The organism is Croceibacterium xixiisoli (genome assembly GCF_009827305.1).
Lineage (GTDB): Bacteria > Pseudomonadota > Alphaproteobacteria > Sphingomonadales > Sphingomonadaceae > Croceibacterium_C > Croceibacterium_C xixiisoli.
The window spans coordinates 71,654-92,645 of sequence record NZ_WTYJ01000005.1 but is presented as its reverse complement, the minus strand read 5'-3'; the positions used below and the strand labels follow the sequence as shown (position 1 = coordinate 92,645).

The 20,992-nt window shown below is 64.5% G+C and carries 15 protein-coding genes; 8 read left to right on the top strand and 7 right to left on the bottom strand.

Annotation, left to right across the window (positions count from 1 at the left end):
* Positions 1 to 2 precede the first annotated feature (2 nt).
* Positions 3 to 461 carry a hypothetical protein gene (locus GRI97_RS17900; RefSeq protein ID WP_161392603.1) on the bottom strand — a complete coding sequence of 153 codons (459 nt, stop codon included), beginning with the start codon at positions 459 to 461 and terminating at the stop codon, positions 3 to 5.
* 183 nt (positions 462 to 644) lie between these two features.
* Between GRI97_RS17900 and eno the strand changes: the two genes are divergently transcribed.
* Together eno and GRI97_RS17890 are read left to right on the top strand one after the other, a co-directional pair.
* Positions 645 to 1,931 (top strand): phosphopyruvate hydratase, encoded by a 1,287-nt coding sequence (eno, locus tag GRI97_RS17895; protein ID WP_161392602.1) that lies wholly within the window; start codon positions 645 to 647, stop codon positions 1,929 to 1,931.
* A 222-nt stretch (positions 1,932 to 2,153) separates the two neighbouring features.
* Positions 2,154 to 4,232, top strand: coding sequence for a M13 family metallopeptidase (locus GRI97_RS17890; protein WP_161392601.1), 2,079 nt, complete (start codon positions 2,154 to 2,156; stop codon positions 4,230 to 4,232).
* Positions 4,233 to 4,250: 18 nt separating this feature from the next.
* Here the strand turns inward: GRI97_RS17890 and GRI97_RS17885 are convergent, their stop codons facing one another.
* Genes GRI97_RS17885 through ribB form a run of 3 tightly spaced genes read right to left on the bottom strand, consistent with a single transcriptional unit; the run spans position 4,251 to position 6,897 of the window.
* The gene (locus GRI97_RS17885) at positions 4,251 to 5,177 is read right to left on the bottom strand and encodes an aldo/keto reductase (RefSeq protein ID WP_161392600.1); all 927 of its coding nucleotides are present in this window, start codon (positions 5,175 to 5,177) and stop codon (positions 4,251 to 4,253) included.
* Entirely contained in the window at positions 5,174 to 5,593 is a 420-nt protein-coding gene (ribH, locus tag GRI97_RS17880; RefSeq protein WP_161392599.1) for a 6,7-dimethyl-8-ribityllumazine synthase, read from the bottom strand. Before ribH ends, GRI97_RS17885 begins: the two co-directional genes overlap by 4 nt.
* Positions 5,593 to 6,897 (bottom strand): 3,4-dihydroxy-2-butanone-4-phosphate synthase, encoded by a 1,305-nt coding sequence (gene ribB / locus GRI97_RS17875; RefSeq protein WP_161392598.1) that lies wholly within the window; start codon positions 6,895 to 6,897, stop codon positions 5,593 to 5,595. The genes ribH and ribB overlap by 1 nt, the downstream gene beginning before the upstream one ends.
* Positions 6,898 to 7,005: 108 nt before the next feature.
* Here ribB and GRI97_RS17870 point away from each other — a divergent pair, with 108 nt between their 5' ends.
* Entirely contained in the window at positions 7,006 to 7,521 is a 516-nt protein-coding gene (locus GRI97_RS17870) for a flavin reductase family protein (protein ID WP_161392597.1), read from the top strand.
* Between the two features lie 9 nt (positions 7,522 to 7,530).
* Here the strand turns inward: GRI97_RS17870 and GRI97_RS17865 are convergent, their stop codons facing one another.
* The 3 genes from GRI97_RS17865 to GRI97_RS17855 are packed head-to-tail and all read right to left on the bottom strand — an operon-like array spanning position 7,531 to position 10,434.
* Positions 7,531 to 8,529, bottom strand: coding sequence for a M48 family metalloprotease (locus GRI97_RS17865; RefSeq protein ID WP_161392596.1), 999 nt, complete (start codon positions 8,527 to 8,529; stop codon positions 7,531 to 7,533).
* A 24-nt stretch (positions 8,530 to 8,553) separates the two neighbouring features.
* Positions 8,554 to 9,702, bottom strand: a complete 1,149-nt coding sequence (locus GRI97_RS17860; RefSeq protein WP_161392595.1) for an alpha-hydroxy acid oxidase — start codon at positions 9,700 to 9,702, stop codon at positions 8,554 to 8,556.
* Positions 9,703 to 9,705: 3 nt separating this feature from the next.
* Complete coding sequence (locus tag GRI97_RS17855; protein ID WP_161392594.1) at positions 9,706 to 10,434, bottom strand: SDR family oxidoreductase; 729 nt, start codon at positions 10,432 to 10,434, stop codon at positions 9,706 to 9,708.
* A 222-nt stretch (positions 10,435 to 10,656) separates the two neighbouring features.
* On the opposite strand from GRI97_RS17855, the gene GRI97_RS17850 reads away from it, so the two are divergent.
* The 5 genes from GRI97_RS17850 to GRI97_RS17830 are packed head-to-tail and all read left to right on the top strand — an operon-like array spanning position 10,657 to position 20,990.
* A complete protein-coding gene (locus tag GRI97_RS17850) occupies positions 10,657 to 14,355 on the top strand; it encodes a DUF4132 domain-containing protein (protein WP_161392593.1) in 3,699 nt (1,232 codons plus the stop codon).
* On the top strand, positions 14,352 to 15,443 hold the full coding sequence (locus GRI97_RS17845; protein WP_161392592.1) for an ATP-binding protein: 1,092 nt from the start codon (positions 14,352 to 14,354) through the stop codon (positions 15,441 to 15,443). Before GRI97_RS17850 ends, GRI97_RS17845 begins: the two co-directional genes overlap by 4 nt.
* A gap of 5 nt (positions 15,444 to 15,448) precedes the next feature.
* A complete protein-coding gene (locus tag GRI97_RS17840) occupies positions 15,449 to 17,863 on the top strand; it encodes a DUF5682 family protein (protein ID WP_161392591.1) in 2,415 nt (804 codons plus the stop codon).
* Complete coding sequence (locus tag GRI97_RS17835; RefSeq protein WP_161392590.1) at positions 17,860 to 18,996, top strand: VWA domain-containing protein; 1,137 nt, start codon at positions 17,860 to 17,862, stop codon at positions 18,994 to 18,996. The genes GRI97_RS17840 and GRI97_RS17835 overlap by 4 nt, the downstream gene beginning before the upstream one ends.
* Positions 18,993 to 20,990 carry a hypothetical protein gene (locus GRI97_RS17830; protein ID WP_161392589.1) on the top strand — a complete coding sequence of 666 codons (1,998 nt, stop codon included), beginning with the start codon at positions 18,993 to 18,995 and terminating at the stop codon, positions 20,988 to 20,990. Before GRI97_RS17835 ends, GRI97_RS17830 begins: the two co-directional genes overlap by 4 nt.
* Positions 20,991 to 20,992: the final 2 nt, after the last annotated feature.

Sequence of the window (20,992 nt, the reverse complement as noted above, 5' to 3'; positions counted from 1 at the left end):
GCTTATTTGCGAAACAGGCGGGCGATCAGGAAGCCGGTCACCGCTGCAATGCCGATGGCTGTGCCCGGACTCGTGCGCACGAATTCCTTGGCGTCATTGCCCAGATCTTCGATGCTCTTGGCATCCAAGCGATCGGCCGTGTCCTGCAGACCGCGTGAGGCGCTGCGGGCATAGTCGCCATATTTCGAGCCGAGCTTTTCATCTACGGCCGGGGCATTTTCCGCGACAAGCTGGCTGAGCCCGGAAAGGGCACTGCTCGCGCGGGCTTTGCCCTCAACGGCCAGATCAGCCGCCTTGACCTTTGCTTCTGCTGTCCAGTCATCGCCCTTGGCGCGGGCTTCCGCACCCAGTGCCGATGCGCCGGCGCGTGCTTCATCGAGTGCCGCGTTGAAGCGGGTCTTGGCTTCGCCGCAAGCGGCTGCGGTGCCCGTATCAGTGGTTTCTGCAACAGGATCGGCCATGGTTTCCCCTTTCAACAAATTGGGTATCGCATACTTCAAAATGGATGCGGACACAGTGTGACCAACCGCCATTTTCCCTTCGAACGCGGCTTGCACCCGTTGGTTCCGCCGCATAGGAGGCGCGAGGCTGCATTATGCCGCTGCCCAATCGAATTACAACATCTCGCATTGTCGGAGCTTAACATGACCGCAATCATCGACATTCACGGACGGGAAATTCTCGACAGCCGGGGCAACCCCACGGTCGAAGTCGATGTGTTGCTGGACGATGGCAGTTTCGGCCGCGCGGCCGTGCCGTCGGGCGCCTCCACCGGCGCCCATGAAGCGGTCGAACTGCGTGATGGCGACAAGGGTCGTTATCTGGGCAAGGGCGTGCTCCATGCCGTTGATGCAGTGAACAATGACATCGCCGAATGCTTGCTTGGCCTGGACGCAGAAGATCAGCGCGACATCGATCTGGCGATGATCGCGCTCGACGGGACCGAGAACAAGGCGCGTCTGGGCGCCAATGCCATTCTGGGCACCAGCCTGGCGGTGGCCAAAGCCGCGGCGAATGCGCGCGGCCTGCCGCTCTATTCCTATATTGGCGGCGTATCGTCCCATGTTCTGCCGGTGCCGATGATGAACATCATCAACGGCGGCGAGCACGCCGACAATCCGATCGATTTCCAGGAATTCATGATCATGCCGGTCGGCGCGGAATCGCTGGCAGAGGCGGTGCGCTGGGGCGCGGAAATCTTCCACACGCTGAAGAAGGGCCTGCATGACAAGGGTCTGTCGACCGCGGTCGGCGATGAAGGCGGCTTTGCCCCCAATTTGGCCAGCACCCGCGCGGCGCTGGACTTCATCATGCAGTCGATTGAAACCGCCGGTTTCAAGCCGGGCGAAGAGATCGCTCTGGCGCTCGATTGCGCCTCCACCGAATTCTTCGCCGACGGCCGCTATGACATTGCCGGCGAAGGCCTGTCGCTGTCGGGTGAGGAAATGGCCGATTATCTGGCCGATCTGTGCGCCACCTATCCTATCCGTTCGATCGAGGACGGTATGGCCGAAGATGATTTCGCCGGCTGGAAGGCGCTGACCGACAAGATCGGCAAGAAGGTTCAGCTGGTCGGTGACGATCTGTTCGTCACCAATCCGCGCCGCCTGACTATGGGCATCGGCGAAGGGCTGGCCAATTCGCTGCTGGTGAAGGTCAACCAGATCGGCACGTTGACCGAAACGTTGGAAGCCGTCGATATCGCGCATCGTGCCGGCTACACCGCCGTGATGAGCCACCGTTCGGGCGAAACTGAGGATTCCACCATCGCCGATCTGGCGGTCGCGACCAATTGCGGACAGATCAAGACCGGATCGCTCGCGCGTTCGGACCGGCTCGCCAAGTATAACCAGCTGATCCGGATCGAAGAAGAGCTGGGCGATGGCGCCCGCTTTGCCGGGCGCAATTGCTTTGGCCGGCTTGCCGACTGAAGCTCAGGCTGACGGTTCTCCTGTCAGACCGGTCGTATGGAAGGGCGCGAACGATGTTCGCGCCCTTCCTGATTCTGTATCTGGCGCCCTGGCTTGACGGCCATGTCGATTGGGCCGAACTTCTCCGAAGTGAGGCGGCTCTTGTCGCCCGATGGTCCTTGGCGCAAATAGTTTCAGTAGTTGCTATATTGTGTGCATTCATGGTTTTCCGGAGTTTCACCTATGCGCATTTCCTTCGTCGCCGCTCTGCTTCTGTCCAGTTGCGCCATCCTGACCGGGACGACGGCCTGCAAAATGGCCGAGGAGAGCTCCACTCCCGCGCCCGGCACCCAACTCGGCATCAATCCGGCCTGGATGGATACCTCCGTCAAACCCGGCGACGACTGGTTCACCTATGCCGATGGTGCCTGGGTCAAAAGCACGGAGATACCGGCCGACCGTTCCAGCATCGGCGGGTTCTGGATCGCGAATGAGGAAACCGACGCCAATCTGGCCAGCCTGATCGCCGATCTGCGCACATCCGATGCCGCCGCCGGCAGCGATGCGGCGCTGGTGAAGACCTATTACGAAACCTATCTCGACACGGCCGCGATCGATGCCGCAGGCGTTGCGCCTTTGCGGGAGGATTTCAGCCGCATCGCCGCGATCCAGGACAAGGCCGGGCTTTCCGCCATGCTCGGATCCCGACTGCGCGCCGATGTCGATCCGCTGAATGCCACCAATTTCGAAACCGGCAATCTGTTCGGCCTGTTCGTGACGCAGGCGCTGGTGGGCGGGGAAGTGATGCCCTACCTGCTGCAGGGCGGGCTGGGCATGCCGGAGCGGGAATATTACCTGTCCTCCGCGCCCGAAATGGCCGCGCATCGCAGCGCCTATCGCAGATATATCGCCGATCTGCTCGCCGCCGGTGGCCTGGACAATCCCGCCGCCCGCGCGAGCCGGATCTATGACCTGGAAATGAAGATCGCCGCCGCCCATGCGACGCGCGAACAGAGCAATGACTGGCAGATCGCCAAGCAGGTCTGGTCCCCGGCCGATTTCACCAGCAAGGCGCCGGGCATCGACTGGCCGGCCTTCTTCAAGGCGGCGTCCCTTGGCAATCAGCAGCGCTTCAATGCCTATCACGCCCAGGCCATTCCCCGGCTGGCGCGGCTGGTCGGGTCGGAGCCGCTGGAGGCGTGGAAAGACTGGCTGATCTTCCACAGCATCAATGACAATGCCGATGTGCTGCCCAAGCGGATCGATGATCTCAGCTTCGCCTTCTACGGCACGCAGCTGCAAGGCACGCCGCAGCAACGCGCGCGGGACAAGCGCGCGCTGGCTTCGGTCAATCAGTGGCTCGGCGATGCGCTGGGCAAGCTATATGTCGAAAAATTCTTCCCCGCCTCGTCCCGGGCGACGGTGGATGGCATGGTCGGCAACATCAAGGATGCCTTCGCCAAGCGGGTGGAGGCGATCGACTGGCTGGCGCCCGACACACGCAAGGAAGCGCTGGCCAAGGTGCGCAGCATGCAGGTCTCGGTCGGTTATCCCGATCGCTGGACCGATTACGGCAGCCTGGAGATTCGCCCCGGCGCGGCCTTCGCCAACAAGCAGGCGGCAGAATTGCTGCAATATCGCAACCAGCTGGCCAAGATCGGCAAGCCGCTGGATCGCAGCGAATGGTGGATGAACGCCCAGCTGGTCAATGCCATCAATCTGCCGGTGCAGAATGCGCTGAATTTCCCGGCCGGCATCCTGCAGCCACCGTTCTTCGATCCGCAGGCCGATGCCGCCTATAATTACGGCGCAATCGGGGCGGTGATCGGGCATGAGATCAGCCACAGCTTCGACAACAATGGTGCCGAATTCGACGCCAGCGGGGCGATGCGCAATTGGTGGACCGATGCCGACCGCAGCAAGTTCGATGCTGCCGGCGCCGCCCTGTCGGCCCAGTTCGACAGCTATCGCCCGTTCCCGGATCTGGCCGTCAATGGCCGGCTGACGCTGGGTGAGAACATCGCCGATCTGGCGGGGCTGGCGGCGGCCTATGATGCCTATCGCGCATCCCTGAACGGCAAGGAGGCGCCGGTGATCCAGGGCTATACCGGCGATCAGCGGTTCTTCATCGCCTTTGCCCAGGCCTGGGCCACCAAGATGCGCGACAATGCCCTGCGCCAGCGGATCGCCACCGACGGCCACGCGCCGGGCATGTATCGCGCGCTGACCGTTCGCAATCTGGACGCCTGGTACAAGGCCTTCGACGTGAAGGAGGGGGACAAGCTCTACCTGCCCCCCGAACAGCGCATCCGTATCTGGTAATCGGGCAGGGTGGGGGCGTTACGCCCCCGCCGCCGTCAGCCGTGCGATCTGGTCATCGCTGAGCGTCAGCGCGATTGCTTCGAACTGCACATCGAGCTGATCGGGCCGGCTGGCGCTGGCGATCGGCGCGGTGATGCCCGGCTGGCGGGCCAGCCAGGCCAGCGACACCGCCGCCAGGCTGGCGCCCGTTTCCGCCGCCACATCATCCAGCACCGGCAGGATGGTCAGCCCCTTGTCGAAAAAGCGTTCGATGCTGGAGCCGCGATTGTGCTTGGCCAGATCGTCGCGCGAACGATATTTGCCGGTCAGGAAACCGGCGGCGAGCCCGAACCAGGGCAGCATGGCAATGCCCTTTTCGATGCACAGCTGCTGCAGATCGGCGCCAAACGCATCGCGTTCGACCAGATTGTATTCGTTCTGCAGCACGGTGAAGGGCCGCTGCCCATTGGCCAGCGCCAGCGCATGGATCGCGCCCAGCCGGGCCGCGTCGTAATTGGAGGCACCCAGTTCGCGCACCTTGCCATCCAGCACCAGCGCATTGAACCCTTCGGCCACCTCATCCTGCGGCGTCTGCACATCGTCGCGATGGGCGTAATAAAGATCGACATAGTCGGTCTGCAGCCGTTCCAGGCTCTTTTCCAGCTCTGCGGCCACCTTTCCCGGTTCCAGATCGCCCGGATCCCCGTTCATGCCGGTCTTGGTGTGGATGCGCATATCGGCGCGCACGCCCCGCGATGTCAGCCATTGGCCGATCACCGCTTCGCTTTCGCCGCCGACATGGCCGGGCACCCAGACCGAATAGCCCTGCGCGGTATCCACCATCCGCCCGCCTGCTTCATAGAAGCGGTCGAGAATGGCGAAGCTGGTATCCACGTCAGCGGTGAAATCGAACACATTGCCGCCCAGTACCAGCGGCAGACCGGAAATCGCGGGGTGAACGCTCATGCAAATCTCTCCTGCAAGGCCAGCAGGGCCATCGCTGCTTCGGCGGCACCGGCACCCTTGTTCAACTGGGCCGGATCCGCACGAACGATCGCCTGCGTTTCATTCTCGGTCGTCAATATGCCGTTGCCGATCGGAAGGCCATCCATGGTGAGCGCCATGATGCCGCGCGCGCTTTCCCCGGCGACGATTTCGAAGTGATAGGTTTCGCCCCGGATCACCACGCCCAGCGCGACAAAGCCGTCATAGCGTTCGCTTTCGGCGGCCACCGCAATGGCGCCGGGCACTTCCAGCGCGCCGGGAACGGTCAGCACGTCCACCTCATGCCCGGCAGCTTCCAGCGCGGCGCGCGCACCGGCCACCAGCATATCGTTCAGATGGTCGTAAAAACGCGCTTCAACGATCAGAAAACTCGCCATCATTCGGCTCCTTCAGGGGTAATGGGACGTTCGCCGATGATCGACAGGCCATAGCCTTCGAGCCCGACCAGCGAATGCCTTGTATTGGTCAGCAATTCCATGTGATGCACGCCCAGTTCCGCCAGGATCTGCGCACCGACGCCATAATCGCGCTGTTCCGACGGTTCCTGCCCGTCATCCACCGGCGCTTCGCGCGCCAGCCGGCGAATGGCCGAGCTTGGCCCGCTGGGCGATGCCCGGTTCAGCAGCACGACCACTCCGCGTCCTTCCTCGCCGATGATCCGCATCGCCCCTTCGAGCAGACCGTTGCGTTCGGTGTCATTGCCGAACACATCGTCGAACAGCGACAGGGCATGCATGCGCACCAGCGTCGGCTTTTCGGGATCGATCCGGCCCTTCACCAGGGCCATGGTTTCGCCCTTGGTGGCCTTGTTCCAGAAACTGATCGCGGTCCAATCCCCGCCCCAGCGGCTGGCAAAGCGCGCTTCCGCCCGCTTTTCGACCAGATGATCATGCTTGCGGCGATAGGCGATCAGATCGCGGATCGTGCCGATCTTCAGCCCATGCTTGCGGGCAAAGCGGATCAGCCCGTCGAGCCGCGCCATGCTGCCGTCTTCCTCCATGATCTCGCAGATCACGCCCGAAGGATTGAGCCCGGCCAGGCGGGAGATATCGACCGATGCTTCGGTATGGCCAGCGCGGACCAGCACGCCGCCTTCGCGCGCCACCAGCGGGAAGACATGGCCGGGGGTGACGATATCCTCGGCGCCCTTGCCGGCATCGATGGCGACGGAAATGGTCCGCGCGCGATCGCCGGCGCTGATGCCGGTGGTCACGCCTTCGCGCGCCTCGATGGAAATGGTGAAGGCGGTTTCATGCCTGGTGCCGTTCTTGCGGCTCATCAGTTCGAGCGACAGCGTATCGACCCGATCCCGGGTCAGCGCCAGGCAGATCAGCCCGCGCCCGTGGGTGGCCATGAAGTTGATCGCATCAGGCGTGGCCATTTGCGCGGGAATGATCAGATCGCCTTCATTCTCTCGGTCCTCGTCATCGACCAGGATGTACATCCGGCCATTGCGTGCCTCGTCGATGATCTCCTCGATCGGGACCAGCACCGGCGATTCGTCGTTTTCCGCCAGGAAGCGTTCAAGCTTGCCCAGGGTTTCCGCCGTCGGGTTCCACCCGGTTTCGGTGCATTCACGCAAAGTGTTGGCATGGAGGCCAGCTGCGCGGGCGAGGCCGGCACGCGTCATGGTCCCTTCGGACACGATGGCGCGGACGCGATCGATGATGCTCGGTGTCATGCGCCCCATATATCACATTAAAATGTGATCACAAGAAACTTGCATCACATTGTCGTGAATGTGTGTTTGAGTCTTGCACGTCAGGCCGCCAATGACCATTGGTAGGTTGTGACGCAAATTGATCAAGATCAGGGCGAGCTGCTCAACAGCTTCCGCAACGCCATGCGCCATGTGGCGGCGACAGTTTACGCTGTGACGACAGGTCATGGCGGGGAACGCTTCGGCATTCTGGCCACCGCGGTCAGTTCGCTCAGCTTCGATCCGCCATCCCTGCTGGTCTGTGTGAACCGTTCGGCTTCGCTGCATGATCCGCTCAACAATGCCGATACTTTCGCCATCAATGTGCTGGGTCTGGGCAATCGCGATGTGGCCGAACAGTTCATGTCGGGCCGGGGGGAAGATCGCTTTGCTGTCGGGGAATGGGAAGACAGCCATGGCGTGCCGATCCTGGCGACCGCGCAGTCCAGCCTGGTTTGCCGCCGGGCGCATTGCCACGAATTCGGCACCCATTCGATTTTCATCGGTGAACTGATCGCGGCCAAGCACCGCGCCAATGCGGTGCCGCTGTCCTATTATGATCGCCGCTATATCGACATCAGCGAAGCGCCTGAACATCGAGGTTGAGGGCCGGGCTTATTCTGTCAGCAAGGGCTGGTCCCGCGTAAGCATCAAATGCCCGGCCATGGAAAGCCGCTGGCGGCGCTGAAGCTGATAGTCGGCAATCTCCCGATCCATCGTATCGGCCCGGTCCCGTGCGGATGGATAGATCGGACTGCGCAGCAATCCTCCTGACATCCGTCGGCCGATGGGGGAGCGGAACAGCCCCGGGCCCGCAGCCGGGTCAAATCCGGCATTGGCCAGCAGATGGACGGACAGCCGGTCGGCCTCGATCTCCGTCTGGCGATTGATATCCCGGTTGCGCCCGGTGTCGCCCTTGCTTCCGGCCGGAATGCCGGCCTCCGCCAGGCGCCGCCGGTGCTCCAGGATCACATGCGCCAATTCATGGGCGAAGATCGCTGCCAGATTGTCATCGCTGGCCTGCGAAACGAAGCCGGCGCTCAACTGGATGATCCGCCCATCGGTGTGCGCGAACAGGCTGTGATCGGTGACGACTTCCGACAGCACGCGACAGGCCGGGACTGGCTGCATTTCGACCACCAGATCGCTGTCGCCCCGGCGAAGCGTCAACTGGAGCGGGGCATCGGCCGGCAGGCTGCTGAGCCGGGCAAAGGCGGCATCCCGCAGGATCTGCCCCTCGTTGCGCGGCCATGCCTGCGCGGCCACGCCGTTGATTGCGGCAATTCCATCGCCGGACCGCATGCCGGCCTGTGCCGCGGCGGATTGGGGCAGGGTGCCGGCGACAGCAATCTCACCATTGGGGAAATGGCTGCGCAAGGCGGCCGGATATTGGTCCGCGCTGTGCAGCACCATGCCCAGCCCGGGCATCAGATTGCGGCACAGGGGCGCATTGGCGCGGAGCAGCGGATCGGCAATCTGCGCCAGCCGATCATCGAGCACCTGCAACACGCCGAAGCCCGCCGCAGTGGGCCCGGTTTGTATAGTTGTGCTTCCGGCCGGGCTGGCCGAGAGCAGCGCCAGCGGTGCCAGCGCGGCCAACCCAAGCTTGCGCATGGTCAGCCCCGCCGGCCGGCAGGATCAATCCGCCAGCGCATCGGCCACTTCGGCAAAATTGCGTGTGCCCAGCATCGCCATGGTGCGTGCCGTTTCGGCGCGCAGCAGTTCCAGCGCGCGGGCCACGCCGGCCTCGCCCGCAGCCGCAAGGCCATAGAGCGGCGCGCGCCCGGCCAGCACGGCATCGGCGCCCAGCGCACGCGCCTTGACGATATCGCTGCCCCGGCGAATGCCGCTGTCGAGGAAGATGGTCATCTTGCCGCCCACGGCGCGCACAATGTCAGGCAGGGCATCGATCGTCGCGACCGAGGAATCGAGTGCCCGCCCGCCATGGTTGGAAACCACCACACCATCCGCGCCTGCGGCCAGCGCCTGTTCCGCATCTGCAGGGTGCAGGATGCCCTTGAGGATCAGTCTGCCCTTCCACCGGTCACGCAATTCCCTGATCCCGTCCCAATCGAGATCATCCTGCTTGAACAATGCCCCCGGGGGCGCGCCCTTGGTGACCTTGGTGCGCAAGCGATCCGGCAGATTGGCCTGGGTCGGAATACCGCCGCTCAGCATGTAGCGGCCCATGACGCCGGCCAGCCAGCGCGGATGGGTCAGCACGTCGATGGTGTTGCGGGCGTTGAGCGTGAACGGCGTGCCGAAGCCATTGCGGTGGATATATTCGCGATTGGGCGGCACCGCCATGTCCAGCGTGACGAACAGCGCCTCACACCCCAGTTCCGCCGCATGATCGACCACGGCCATCGACAGGCTGCGATCTTCCCACAGATATAGCTGGAACCACAGCCGCCCGCCGGCGCTGGCGATCACATCGACATCGAGCGTGCTGGCGCTGGAAATGGTGAAGGGCAGGCCGGCGGCCGCTGCCGCCCGCGCCAGTGCCAGATCGCCATTGTGCCACAGCAGACCGGCCGCGCCGGTGGGCGCCAGGGCCAGGGGCATCGGGGTCGGCTGGCCGAAGATGCTGACCGAAGTATCGATCCGGTCCACCCGGCGCAGCACGCGCGGGCGGAAGGTGATCCGGTCGAACGCCGCGCGGTTGCGCGCCATGCCGGTTTCATCCTCCACCCCGCGCTCGGCATATTCCCATATGCCGAGCGGCAGGCGCCGTTTTGCCCGATCGCGCAGATCGGCGATGTTGTAGCAGCCCAGATGCCCAGCCATGGCTCAGCCGCGCCCGAGGAAGGGGATCTTGTTCTGCACGACCATGCCTTCGTAGAAATTCAGATGGTCGGGAATATCGGCCATGTGGACGATCACTTCGGCGATATCCATCGGATCGGCGCTCAGATCGTCCGGCAGCTTGACCGCGCCGGGGGCGATTTCCGTCGCGACGATGCCGGGGTGGAAGATGGAGGCGGCAATATTGTGTTCGCGCCCGTCGATCGCCAGCGAACGGGTCAGCCCGTCCAGGCCCCATTTGCTGGCCGCATAGGCGGGGCTGTGCTGGCGCGGCACGCGGGCCGAAATCGAACCGATGTTGATGATCCGCCCGCGCCCCTTGCCCTTCATCACGCGGAAGGCGCCACGGCTGCACAGGAAGGCCGATGTCAGATTGGTCTGGATCACCTGCTGCCACAGGTCGAGCGACATCTCGTCCACCGGGGTGCTGTCGGCGATGCCGGCATTGTTGATCAGCACGTCCACCGTGCCGAACCGCGCCACCGCGCTGTCGAACAGGTTCTGCACTGCCGCCTCATCGGTCACGTCAGTAGCCACGGCCAGCGCTTCGCCGCCTAGCGCCTCGATCTTTTCGACCAGCGCGGTCAGCCGTTCGGCGCGGCGTGCGGCGAGCACGACCTTCGCCCCGCGCTGCACGAACACGCGCGCGCAGGCTTCCCCGATCCCTGAACTGGCACCGGTCACAACGGCCACGCGGCCTTCCAGAATGCTCACCCTTGTCTCTCCCAACACACTTGTCTGCCATGTGACTTAGACAGCACGGCTGCGAAGCGAAACCGCCTTTTTCGGGGACTGAGTCGATCGGCAGATCATCGTGATTTTCGCCGGTCTCATCGTATTCTTGCCCAATACGGCCAAATGCCCTGTCTGCGAATTGCCATTCCTGTGCTGCAAAGCATTTTCGACCATTGAGAATCCAAATACGGGAGAAGGCGTTTGTCGCTCGGAATCTGGGACAAGGTTAAGCAGGGGCTGGGGATCGAGAAAGCGGGGGAGGGTGATACGGCGGGCGGCGTGGCAAGCGCCAAACTGCGCGCTTTCTTCGGCCATCTGGCCAAGGCCGGAGGCAATCTCCCGGCTGAGACCGCCGAGTTCATCCGGACCGGCGAAAATCCGTCTCTTCTGCTGACTGTCGCCGGGACTGCCGTACAGCAACAATGGAACTCGCGGCATCGTAGCTATCCTCGCAAGGATAAGGCGGGCCTCTTCAAGGATGTCGGGCTGTGGCAGCCTGGCCAGCTGAAGCGGTATGGTGAGGTGCTGGCCGCGCTTGAACCCATCACCTATGATTGGGGTTATTACGGCACCAAGAAATCACCGGATTGGTTGCGCCATGCCGTCACCAACTGGCTGGGCGATGATCGCAAGGATCAGCCGCTGGGCCTGCTCCATGCCGTATCCGAAGCGGGCGGGGCCGGCTTGCCTGCGGTGCTCGACGTTCTGTTCTGCCGCGATGCCGCCAGCTATGGCACGAACACCTCGGTCGGCCGCTTCAGCGGTGTTGCCGAACTGCTGGAAGAACAGCGCGATGAGGTGGTCGCGATCCAGGGCGGTCTCGCGGCCGATGTGCGCGCGGAACTGGTTTCGACCATCGGGCGGCTTGGGCTGCACCGGCATTATCTGCCGCTGCTGCTGGATTCGGCGGTCGGATCATCGAAGAAGGTGCGCACCGCCGCGCGCCAGGCGCTGACCGGTGCCGACAAGGCCGATTTGCAGGCTCTGATCGAGGAACGGCTCACCAGCGCTGCGCCCGGGCAGCGCGCCGAGCTGGTCGATGTGATCGCCGGCACGCTGGATGCCGCCGCGCCGGCGCTGCTGGAAAAGATCCGCGAAGGGGAAACCTCGGCCAAGGTGCTCGCAGCGCTAGATCGCTCCACCGGTGCGACGACCAGCGCGATTGCGGTGGATGAGAACCGGCAGCCCGACGGGGAGGAAGGTTTCACCGCCGTCGATGGCAGCTGGATCGCCGCCCCGCCCACAGAGCCGATCCCGCAATCCACGCCGATCGGCCCGGAGGTGATGGCCGTGCTGAAGCCTGCGATGGAAGAATTCAACCGCATCTATCGGGAGGCACGCCAGAGCGATGCGGCGAAGCAGAAGTGGCACTGGACGAAGCACAGTGCAGAAGTAAGCGCCGGCGATCTCGAGAAGCTGCGCAAGCTGGCCGAAGGATCCGGATCGGCTCAGCATCAGCGCAAGCCGCTGGCCTGGATGACCTCAAGCCTGCTGCGCCACCCGGCGGTGGAGGCGTTTCTCGATCATCCCGATATCACGCTTTACCATCTGATGCGGCTGAGCGTGGCCTCCAGCAACAGCAATTTCATCAGCCTGTTCAGCGAATGGTCCGGACCGGTGGGGGCAGCGGTGCAGCGGCGGGTGGCCAAGGGGGCGGACCTGCGCACCATTGCCGCGCTGTGGCTGGAACATGGCGGCAGCGATTTCCTGCACGAACATCTGACCCGCAACTGGTATTGGGCACTGCCCGAGCTGGAAGCGCCGCTCTGGCCCTATGTGCTGCAGCGGATCGAACTGCTGGACGAAGCGCTGGGGCTGGTGCCGCAATCGGGCCAGAATGCCATGCGCGCCATGATCGGCCTGGATCTGCTCGCCGGCATGCCGGCTCTGCCCGAACGCTATCGCCCGCGGCTGATGATCCTGGCCAATGACTCATCCTCCCGCGTTCGGGATGCCGCACGCAATCTGCTGCGTGACACGCCGGGCATCGGCGGTTCGATCGCGCTGCAGCTGGAAGACGGCCGGCAGGATACGCGCGCGCTGGCGGCCGACTGGCTGGCGCGGCGCGGCGACCGGGATCAGGCGCCGGCCATCCGCCAGGCGCTGAAGAAGGACAAGAGCGATGTCGCGCGCGCCGCGATGATCTCCGCCCTGGAACGCATGGGTGAAGATGTGTCGGAATATTTCGACCATGCCGCCATGGTGAAGGAAGCCAAGGCCGGCATCGCCAAGGCGAAGACCAAGGGACTTGAATGGTTTCCCTTCGATCAGCTGCCGGCGCTGAAATGGGCAGATGGCAGCGATGTCGATCCGGTGCTGCCGCGCTGGTGGGTGTTGCTGGCGGTCAAGCTGAAGCAGCCCGGCGGCAATGCGCTGATGGAATTGTGGCTCGATCGCCTGGCGCCGGGCGACGCGCATCGGCTGGGCTGGATGGTGCTGACCGGCTGGATCGATGAAGACACGCGCACGCCCACGGATGAGGAGGCCAATGCCTTCGCCATGGCCCATGTCGATACGCGGCTGCAGCAGAATATCGATTATGCCAAGCGCTGGCCGCAGAGCGCGGATTACTGGCCGACCGATCGGGGCATCGTGTTCGCCCGGCTGAAATCGGATCACGCCGGAATCTATCTGAGCAGCACGGCCGACAGCAAGGGCATGCTGGCGCTCACCACCCACGTCAATGGCGCCGATGCGGCGCAGCGGGTGCGCGCTTATCTGAAGGATCACGGCGGGCGGGTGTCGCAGGCGAAAGCTTTGCTGGAGGCATTGGCGGCCAACAGTTCCAGCGCGGCGCTGCAGGTCGTGCTGGTCGCATCCAACCGCACCAAGCAGAAGAGCGTGCAGGCGCTGGCCGGATCGCTGATCGAAGCCATCGCCGATCGCAATGGCTGGACGGCGGCGCTGCTGGCCGATCGGACCATTCCGCACGGCGGGTTCGAAGCCGATGGCACGCTCGATCTCGAATGCGGGGACAACCGGCGCTACACCGCGCGGCTGGATGAAAGTGATGCGGTCGTGCTGTTCAACGCCGATGGCAAGGAGGTGAAATCCCTGCCCGGACCGCGCGTGGATGAAGAAAAGCCCGCTGTGGATGCCGCCAAGAAGGCGCTGAGCAATGCCAGGAAGGAAGTGAAGCAGGTCATCACCGCGCAGGCCGAACGCCTGCAGGAAGCGATGTGCCTGCAGCGCCATTGGCTGCGCGAAGATTGGGAAAGCTTCATCCTCGGCCATCCGATCGTCGGGCGGCTGGCAACCCGGCTGGTGTGGCAGGGGCTGGATGCGGACGGAAACGAAGGCGAAACCTTCCGCCCGATGGGTGATGGCAGCTTTACCGATCGCGACGATGGCGATGTCGACATTGCCGGCTTCGCCGAAATCCGGCTGGCGCATTCGTCCCTGCTGGATGCCGATGTCATCGCCGCATGGCGCCAGCATCTGACCGATTATGCGATCAAGCCGCCCTTCGACCAGTTCGGGCGGGAATTGCCGGAACTCACGAAACAGATGGTTTCCGCGCGGGATATCATGGACCGCGAAGGCTGGATGATCGAAACCTTCAAGCTGCGCGGGACGGCGGGTAAGCTGGGCTATCAGCGTGGCCCGGCGCAGGATGGCGGGTGGTTCCTGACCTATGAGAAAACCTATCGCGATGCCGGGCTGATCGTGGAGATCGAATTCACCGGCAGCCCCCTGCCGGAAGAAAACCGCCCGGCGGCCTTGCAGTCTCTCGGCTTCCGCAAGCTGAAGGGGCAGGGCGTCGGTGGCAGCTATGGCGGCAAGGTCGCGCTGGGCGATGTGCCGCCCGTGTTGCTGGCCGAATGCTGGCGCGATCTGCATGATATTGCCGACAAGGGCACCGGCTTCGACGCCGAATGGAACAAGAAGGCCTACGTATGACGCAACAGATGATCCGCCCCTCGGCCGAACTGCGCTATGCGGCGGAGCTTTCGGCGCTGGCGGCGCAGGACACATTCCCGCGCCCGCCGGGCTGGCAATTGTCCCCCCGCGCGGTCCGCTCTTTCCTGCTGGGTGACCAGAAGCTGGGGGTGTCGCGCAAGTTCTATGGCGATGATCCGCTGGTCGATCGTGCGATCGTCAGCCTGATGAGCCAGCAGGGGCTGATGCTGGTGGGCGAACCGGGCACGGCCAAATCCCTGCTGTCCGAACTGCTGGCGGCGGCCGTCTGCGGCACATCCGGGCTGGTGGTGCAGGGATCGGCCGGCACCACCGAAGATCACATCCGCTATGGCTGGAACTACGCCCTGCTGCTGGCCGAAGGGCCGAGCGAGCGGGCGCTGGTGCCTTCGCCGGTGCTCAACGCCATGCGCACGGGGCGGATCGTCCGGTTTGAGGAAATCACCCGCTGCCCGCCCGAAGTGCAGGATGCGCTGATTTCGATCCTGTCGGAAAAGTCGCTGGCGCTGCCCGAACTGGGATCGGATTCCGTCGCCACTGCTACGCCCGGCTTCAATGTCATCGCCACGGCCAATTTGCGCGATCGCGGGGTGCATGAAATGTCCAGCGCCTTGAAACGCCGGTTCAATTTCGAAACCGTGCATCCGATCGCCGATCCCGAATTCGAACGCGAACTGGTGCTGCGGCAGCTCGCTGAACGGCTCGGCACGGCCGGGGTTTCGATCAGCGGCGAACGCGACGTGGCCGATGTGCTGGTCAAGACCTTCCAGGATCTGCGCACCGGACGCACGGCAGAGGGTGTCGCGCTGACCCGCCCCGATGCCGTCATGTCCACGGCCGAGGCAGTCAATGTGCTGCACGCCGCCGCGCTGGAGGCGGCCTATCTCGACGATGGCAGATTGTCAGGCGCGCATGTCGCGCGCCAGCTGCAGGGCGTGGTGCTCAAGGATTCACCCGATGATGGCAAACGGCTGCGCGCCTATGTCGATCATATCGTGAAGGAACGGGCGGGCCGGTCGGGCGTGTGGAAGGAATTCTATCAGGCGGCCCGGTCGCTGAAACTGGGGTAAGGCGGTTGGACATTGCCCCGCTGGAGATACCGGCGCTGCATGATCAGGATCGGGATCTGTGGGTGGTGCCGATACGCCACCACAGCCCGGCCTGCGCGGCGCATCTGGAACGCATGATCGCCGAAATCGAACCGGCGGCCATTCTGGTGGAAGGGCCGTGCGACTTCGATCCGCTGATCGAGATGGTGTGCGATCCGCGCACCCGCGCGCCCATCGCCGTGGTCGCGCTGAAGGACGCCGAAAAGGGCGAGGCGGGCCACGATGCCCATGGCGCAACACGCCGCGCGGTCAGCTATTTCCCGTTCTGCGCCCATAGCCCGGAACTGATCGCTTTGCAGGCGGCGCAGGGGCGTGGCATCCCGGCGCGCTTCATCGATCTTCCTTCTACCGCGCGGGAAATGCTTGATGAGACAGGGGATTTGGCTGAACCGGGCGATACGCCGGGCCGATCGCTGCTGGGTGACGAGCATCCTTTCGATGTCGGCGATTATGTGACAGCGCTCGCCCGCGAACTCGGTTGCCGGGATGGCAATGAGGTGTGGGATCAGCTGTTCGAAACCCGCCTGGGCAGCGAAGACTGGCAGGGCTTCTTTGCCGATGTCGGCCGCTATTGCGCCTGCATTCGCGGCGCCACCGATCCGGCCCGGATGGCAAGGGACGGGACATGGCCGCGCGAAGCGCAGATGCGCGCGCTGGTCGCCCAATATCGGAATGAGTTTACCGGACCGATCATCGTGATCGTCGGGGGCTTCCACGCCGGGGCGATGTTTGCCGCCGCAACCGACCAGCCGATCGCGCCAACTGCCAGGGGCGGAAAATCCTATCTGATCCGCTATGGCATGCGCCAGCTCGATGCCCTCTCCGGCTATGGCGCCGGCCTGCCTTTGCCTGGATATTACGACCGCCTGTGGCAAATGCGTGGGCAGGGCGGGGATGGCCTGTCGCGCGACATCATCACCGGTTTCGCCGCCCATCTGCGCAATGCCACGGGCGAACATGGGGAAGCGCCGTCTTTCCCCGTCATGGTCAATGCCATCGAACAGGCCGAACGCCTGGCCATGCTGCGCGGGCGCCCGTTCCCCACGCGCGACGATGTGATCGATGCGATCCGGTCCAGCTTCATCAAGGGCGAAATTCCCGTTGCCGATGTGCCGCTGCTGGCGGAACTGCGCAGCTGGCTGACCGGGCATGCCATCGGCGAAGTGCCGCCTTCGGCTGGATCACCGCCGCTGGTGGAGGCGGTGCGCGAACAGGCCCGCAAGCTCGGCTTCTCGGTCGAGGATGGCGATCGGCGCAGCCGGGAACTCGATATCTATCGCAAGCCGCGCCATCGCGCCGCCAGCCGGTTCTGCCACGCCATGACGCTGATCGGCACCAGCTTTGCCAATCGCACGGCCGGGCCGGATTTTCGCAATGATGCCGCGCTGGACCGGCTGCATGAGATCTGGACGCTCTGCTGGTCACCGCAGGTGGAAGCCCGGCTGATCGAATTGTCCGAAGTGGCCGACACGCTGGATGAAGCCCTGGCCGCCGTGCTGGCCTGGAAGCTGGCCGCACTGGAAGAGGAAGGGCAGGGCCGCAACGCCCGCGCCGCGATCGATTTGTTCGCAGCCGCCACCCGCGCCGGGCTGAAGGGCGGGGCGGGCGCGATGCTGACGCTGGTCGAAACCCAGATCGTCGAAGATCCGGAACTGGCATCGCTGGTGGCGGCCCTGACCGATCTCGTGCTGTTGCGGCGCGGGCGCGATGCGCTGGGCATTACGGACATCTCGGTGATCGACCGGATCATCGGTGCCGCCTGGCGCCGGGTGCTGATCCTGCTGCCTGAATTGGCCGATTACGGGGAAGATCAGCTGCGCGGCGCCATCGCCTCGCTCGCTGATCTGCGCGGACTGATCGAACTGGCCCGATCCTCGCAAGCGCCGATGGATATTGCGCTGTTCGATGATGCGCTGGCGCTGCTGAACCAGCGGATGCTGATGCCCGGGCTTGCCGGGGCGGTGCTGGCCTTTTCCCTCATCGACGGGCAGGCGTCGATGGATCTGCTGGAAGACCGACTGCGCGGCGAAATGCGCGGCGGCTATGTCGATCCGTCGGACAGGCTCGCCTTCCTCGGCGGCATCATCGCCATCGCCCGCGAATTGCTGTGGGTCACCCCGGCGATCATCGATGCCATCAATGACGTGGTCGGCCACGCGGAACAGGCCGATTTCCTCGCCCTGCTGCCGCATCTGCGGCTCGCACTGATGCCGCTCGACCCAAGGGAGATAGACCGGCTGGCGGAAGAGGTGGCGATCCGGATCGGGGCGCAACCGGGCGATCTGGCCGCGCTGGTGGCGATTTCAGAGGCCGAGATGACGGCCAATCTCGCGCTGGATCGCGATCTGGCGACATTGCTGGAACAGGACGGTATGGCATGAGCGATCCGGAACTTTCGCGCCGCTGGCGCCTCGCGCTCGGGCGCTATGCCGAACGATCTTTGCCCAATGGCGGGCTGAGCCGCGAGGATTTGCGCGCAGATCGGGCGCTGGATTATCTCTATGCCCGCGAAATGGAAAAGCGCGGATTGCGCCGCGACAAGCGGAAATCCTCCGGCGCCGGCTCGCTCGATCCCAGCCAGTTGACCCCGCTGGGCTGGCTGGGCGAATTGAGGGAGCTGTTTCCGCAATCGGTCTATGAAACCGTGCAGGCCCACGCGATCGACAATCTGGGCATGGCCGATCTGCTGTCCGACCCCGGCGTGCTGGAGGCGATGGAGCCAAGCAAGGATCTGCTCAAGGCGCTGATAGCCTTCAAGGGCAAGGCCGACCCGGCGATGCGGGAAAAGATCCGGGAGGTCACCCGCAAGGTGGTGGAGGATATCCTGCGCCGCCTGCGCCCGCGCATAGAGGCGGCCCTGGCCGGCAAGCCCAACCGTTTCCGCCGCAGCCAGATCAAATCGATGCAGAATTTCGACTGGCGCGCCACCATCCGCGACAATCTGAAGAACTGGGACGCGGAACGTGGCGTGATCGTGGCCGATCGCCTGCGCTTCTATGGCCGCAGCCGGCGGCGCCTGCCCTGGACCGTGATCCTGTGCGTCGACCAGTCGGGATCGATGCTCAGTTCCACCATCTATGCTGCGGTCATGGCCTCCATCCTCAGCTCCCTGCCGGCGGTCGACGTCAAGCTGGTGGTGTTCGACACCTCCGTGGTCGATCTGTCGAGCGAGGCGCATGACGCGGTCGAAGTGCTGATGTCGGTGCAATTGGGCGGCGGCACCAATATCGGCGCGGCGGTGGAATATTGCGAAACGCTGATCAGCCAGCCCACGCGCAGCATCTTCGTCCTGATCAGCGATTTTGAGGAAGGGGCGCCGGTGGGGCGCATGTTGGCGGGGGTGCGGCGCATGGCGTCGGCCCGCGTGACCATGCTTGGCCTCGGCGCGCTCAGCGATGATGCCGCGCCCGTCTATGATCGCCGGATGGCCGAACGGCTGGCCGGTTGCGGCATGCAGATCGCCGCGCTGACGCCCGATCATTTCGCCGAATGGATCGGGGAGAAGATCGCATGATCGGCCCCGAATTGCGCCAGAGCCTGGCCAGTTTCGATGACGCAGCGCTCGCGACCCTGGCCAACCCCGGCCTGGTCCGTCGTGCCCGCCGCGATCTGACCGATGGCAAGGTGCGGCTGGTTTCCGCAGAGGCGGACAAGGCAGAGATCGAGGCCGACGGCCAGCTGGTCGTGATCGACAAGCGCGGCCCACGCGCGGCGCAATGTGCCTGCAAATCGATCGAGGTCTGCCGCCACCGCATCGCGGCGGTCATGCTGATCCAGTCGGCCGAGGCGGACGCCCCCGAGCCGGAAGCGCAGGGTGATCCCAGGGACATAGCCGAGGCTTTCGATCCTGCCGCCCTGGAACGCTGGGCCGGTCGTCCCAGCTGGCGTGCGGCGCTGGAGATATTGCCCGGCGCCGGCACGATCACCGCCCAGGCCAATGCGATCGGGGTGAATTTCGAAGGACTGGATGATGAAGTCCGCATCCTGCGCGGGCAGGGTGCCGACGGCATCGTCTCCAAAGCGCCCAAGGCGCAGAAAAAAGCCTATCATGCCGCCGCCGTCCTCGCCGCGCGGGCGCATTTCGGGCTGACCGTGCCGGACGCCATTACCGTGGAAGAGGTGGGTGACACGGCCACCAGCCTGCAGATCGATCCCGCCTTCCTCGATCATGTCGGCAAGGCGCTGGGCGAAGTGGTGACCGTCGGTTTCAATCTGGCGCCTTTGCCGCTGGAAGAATCCCTCTTCGAAATCTCGGTATCGTCGCGCGCGGACAGCCTGCCGCGCCTGTCATCGATGTTGCGCGGCATCGCAGCGCAATTGCGCTTGCGCCGTCGCCGGTCGGTGTCGTTCGATCCGGACGGCATGCTGGAACTGGCCGCCAGCGCCTTCGCCCTGACGCAGGCGCTGAAGCAGGAACAGGGCGGGCGCCAGATCACGCTGGCGGGCAAGGTGCGCCGCGATTTCACCCCCGCGCCGCCGCTGGCGCTGGTGGGCTGCGGCGGGGAACAATGGCGCAGCGTGGGTGGTGCGCGCGGGGTGACCGCGTGGTTCTGCGAAGTGGAAACGGGGCGCTGGCTGTCCACCACGCTGGCGCGCGGTGCCGGGCAGGATCCGCAGTTCACCCCCGCCATCGCCTGGCGGCAATTCCCGGTGTGGCAGGCTGCGCCGCTGACCGAACTGGCCCATGCCAGCTTCAGCCTGGAGGGCGCGAATATTTCTGCAGAAGGGCGTCTTTCTGCGCCGGCAACGGCGCGGGCGATGATCGGCGCGCGTGCTCAGGTGCCATTGGCAGAATGGTCCGTCGCCATTCACGATTGGGATGAACTGCATCCGCTGTTCCTGCGCACGGCAGGCCTGGGCCTGGATGCGGGCACCGCGCCGGTGGCCTGCCTGCTGGCGCCATCGCATTGCGCCGCGCCTTATTTCGATGATTTCGCCCAGCAACTGGTCTGGCCAATCCGCGATCGTGCCGGAAACTGGCTGGCGCTGACGATTGATAACGAGGAACCTGTCGCGACCGCCATTGAAGCGCTGGAAGCCACGGTTCGCCATGGCTGGAACGGCGCGGTGCTGGCGAAGATCATGCGCGACGGGGATCGTCTGTCGGTGGTGCCGATCACCTTGTGCGGGAACGGCAGCACGGTCGATCTGACCTTGTGGCAGCGCCCCTATCGGGATGATCGGAAATCATCCTGGCGCGACTGGCTGCAAAAGCTGGCGCCACGATCCGCGCAAGCCTTCCGGGCTGTGCCGGCAGAAGACACCAAACGGATATTGACCGCCGCCTGGCGGGCTCTGATGGATCGGGCCGAGGCAGGCCCGGGTCTGGCCGGGACGCTGGAAAATGGATTGATCCAGCACGGCAGCAGGCTGGACAGCTATGGCTTGCCGGTGCTGGCGGAAAAGCTGCGGCAGGCACAAACACCCGCGGGCGTGCTGACGGCGGCCTATGGCCTGCTGGTCGCCCGGCAACAGCGAAGCCGGCTGCCGTTTCTGTTTCAGACCTGAGG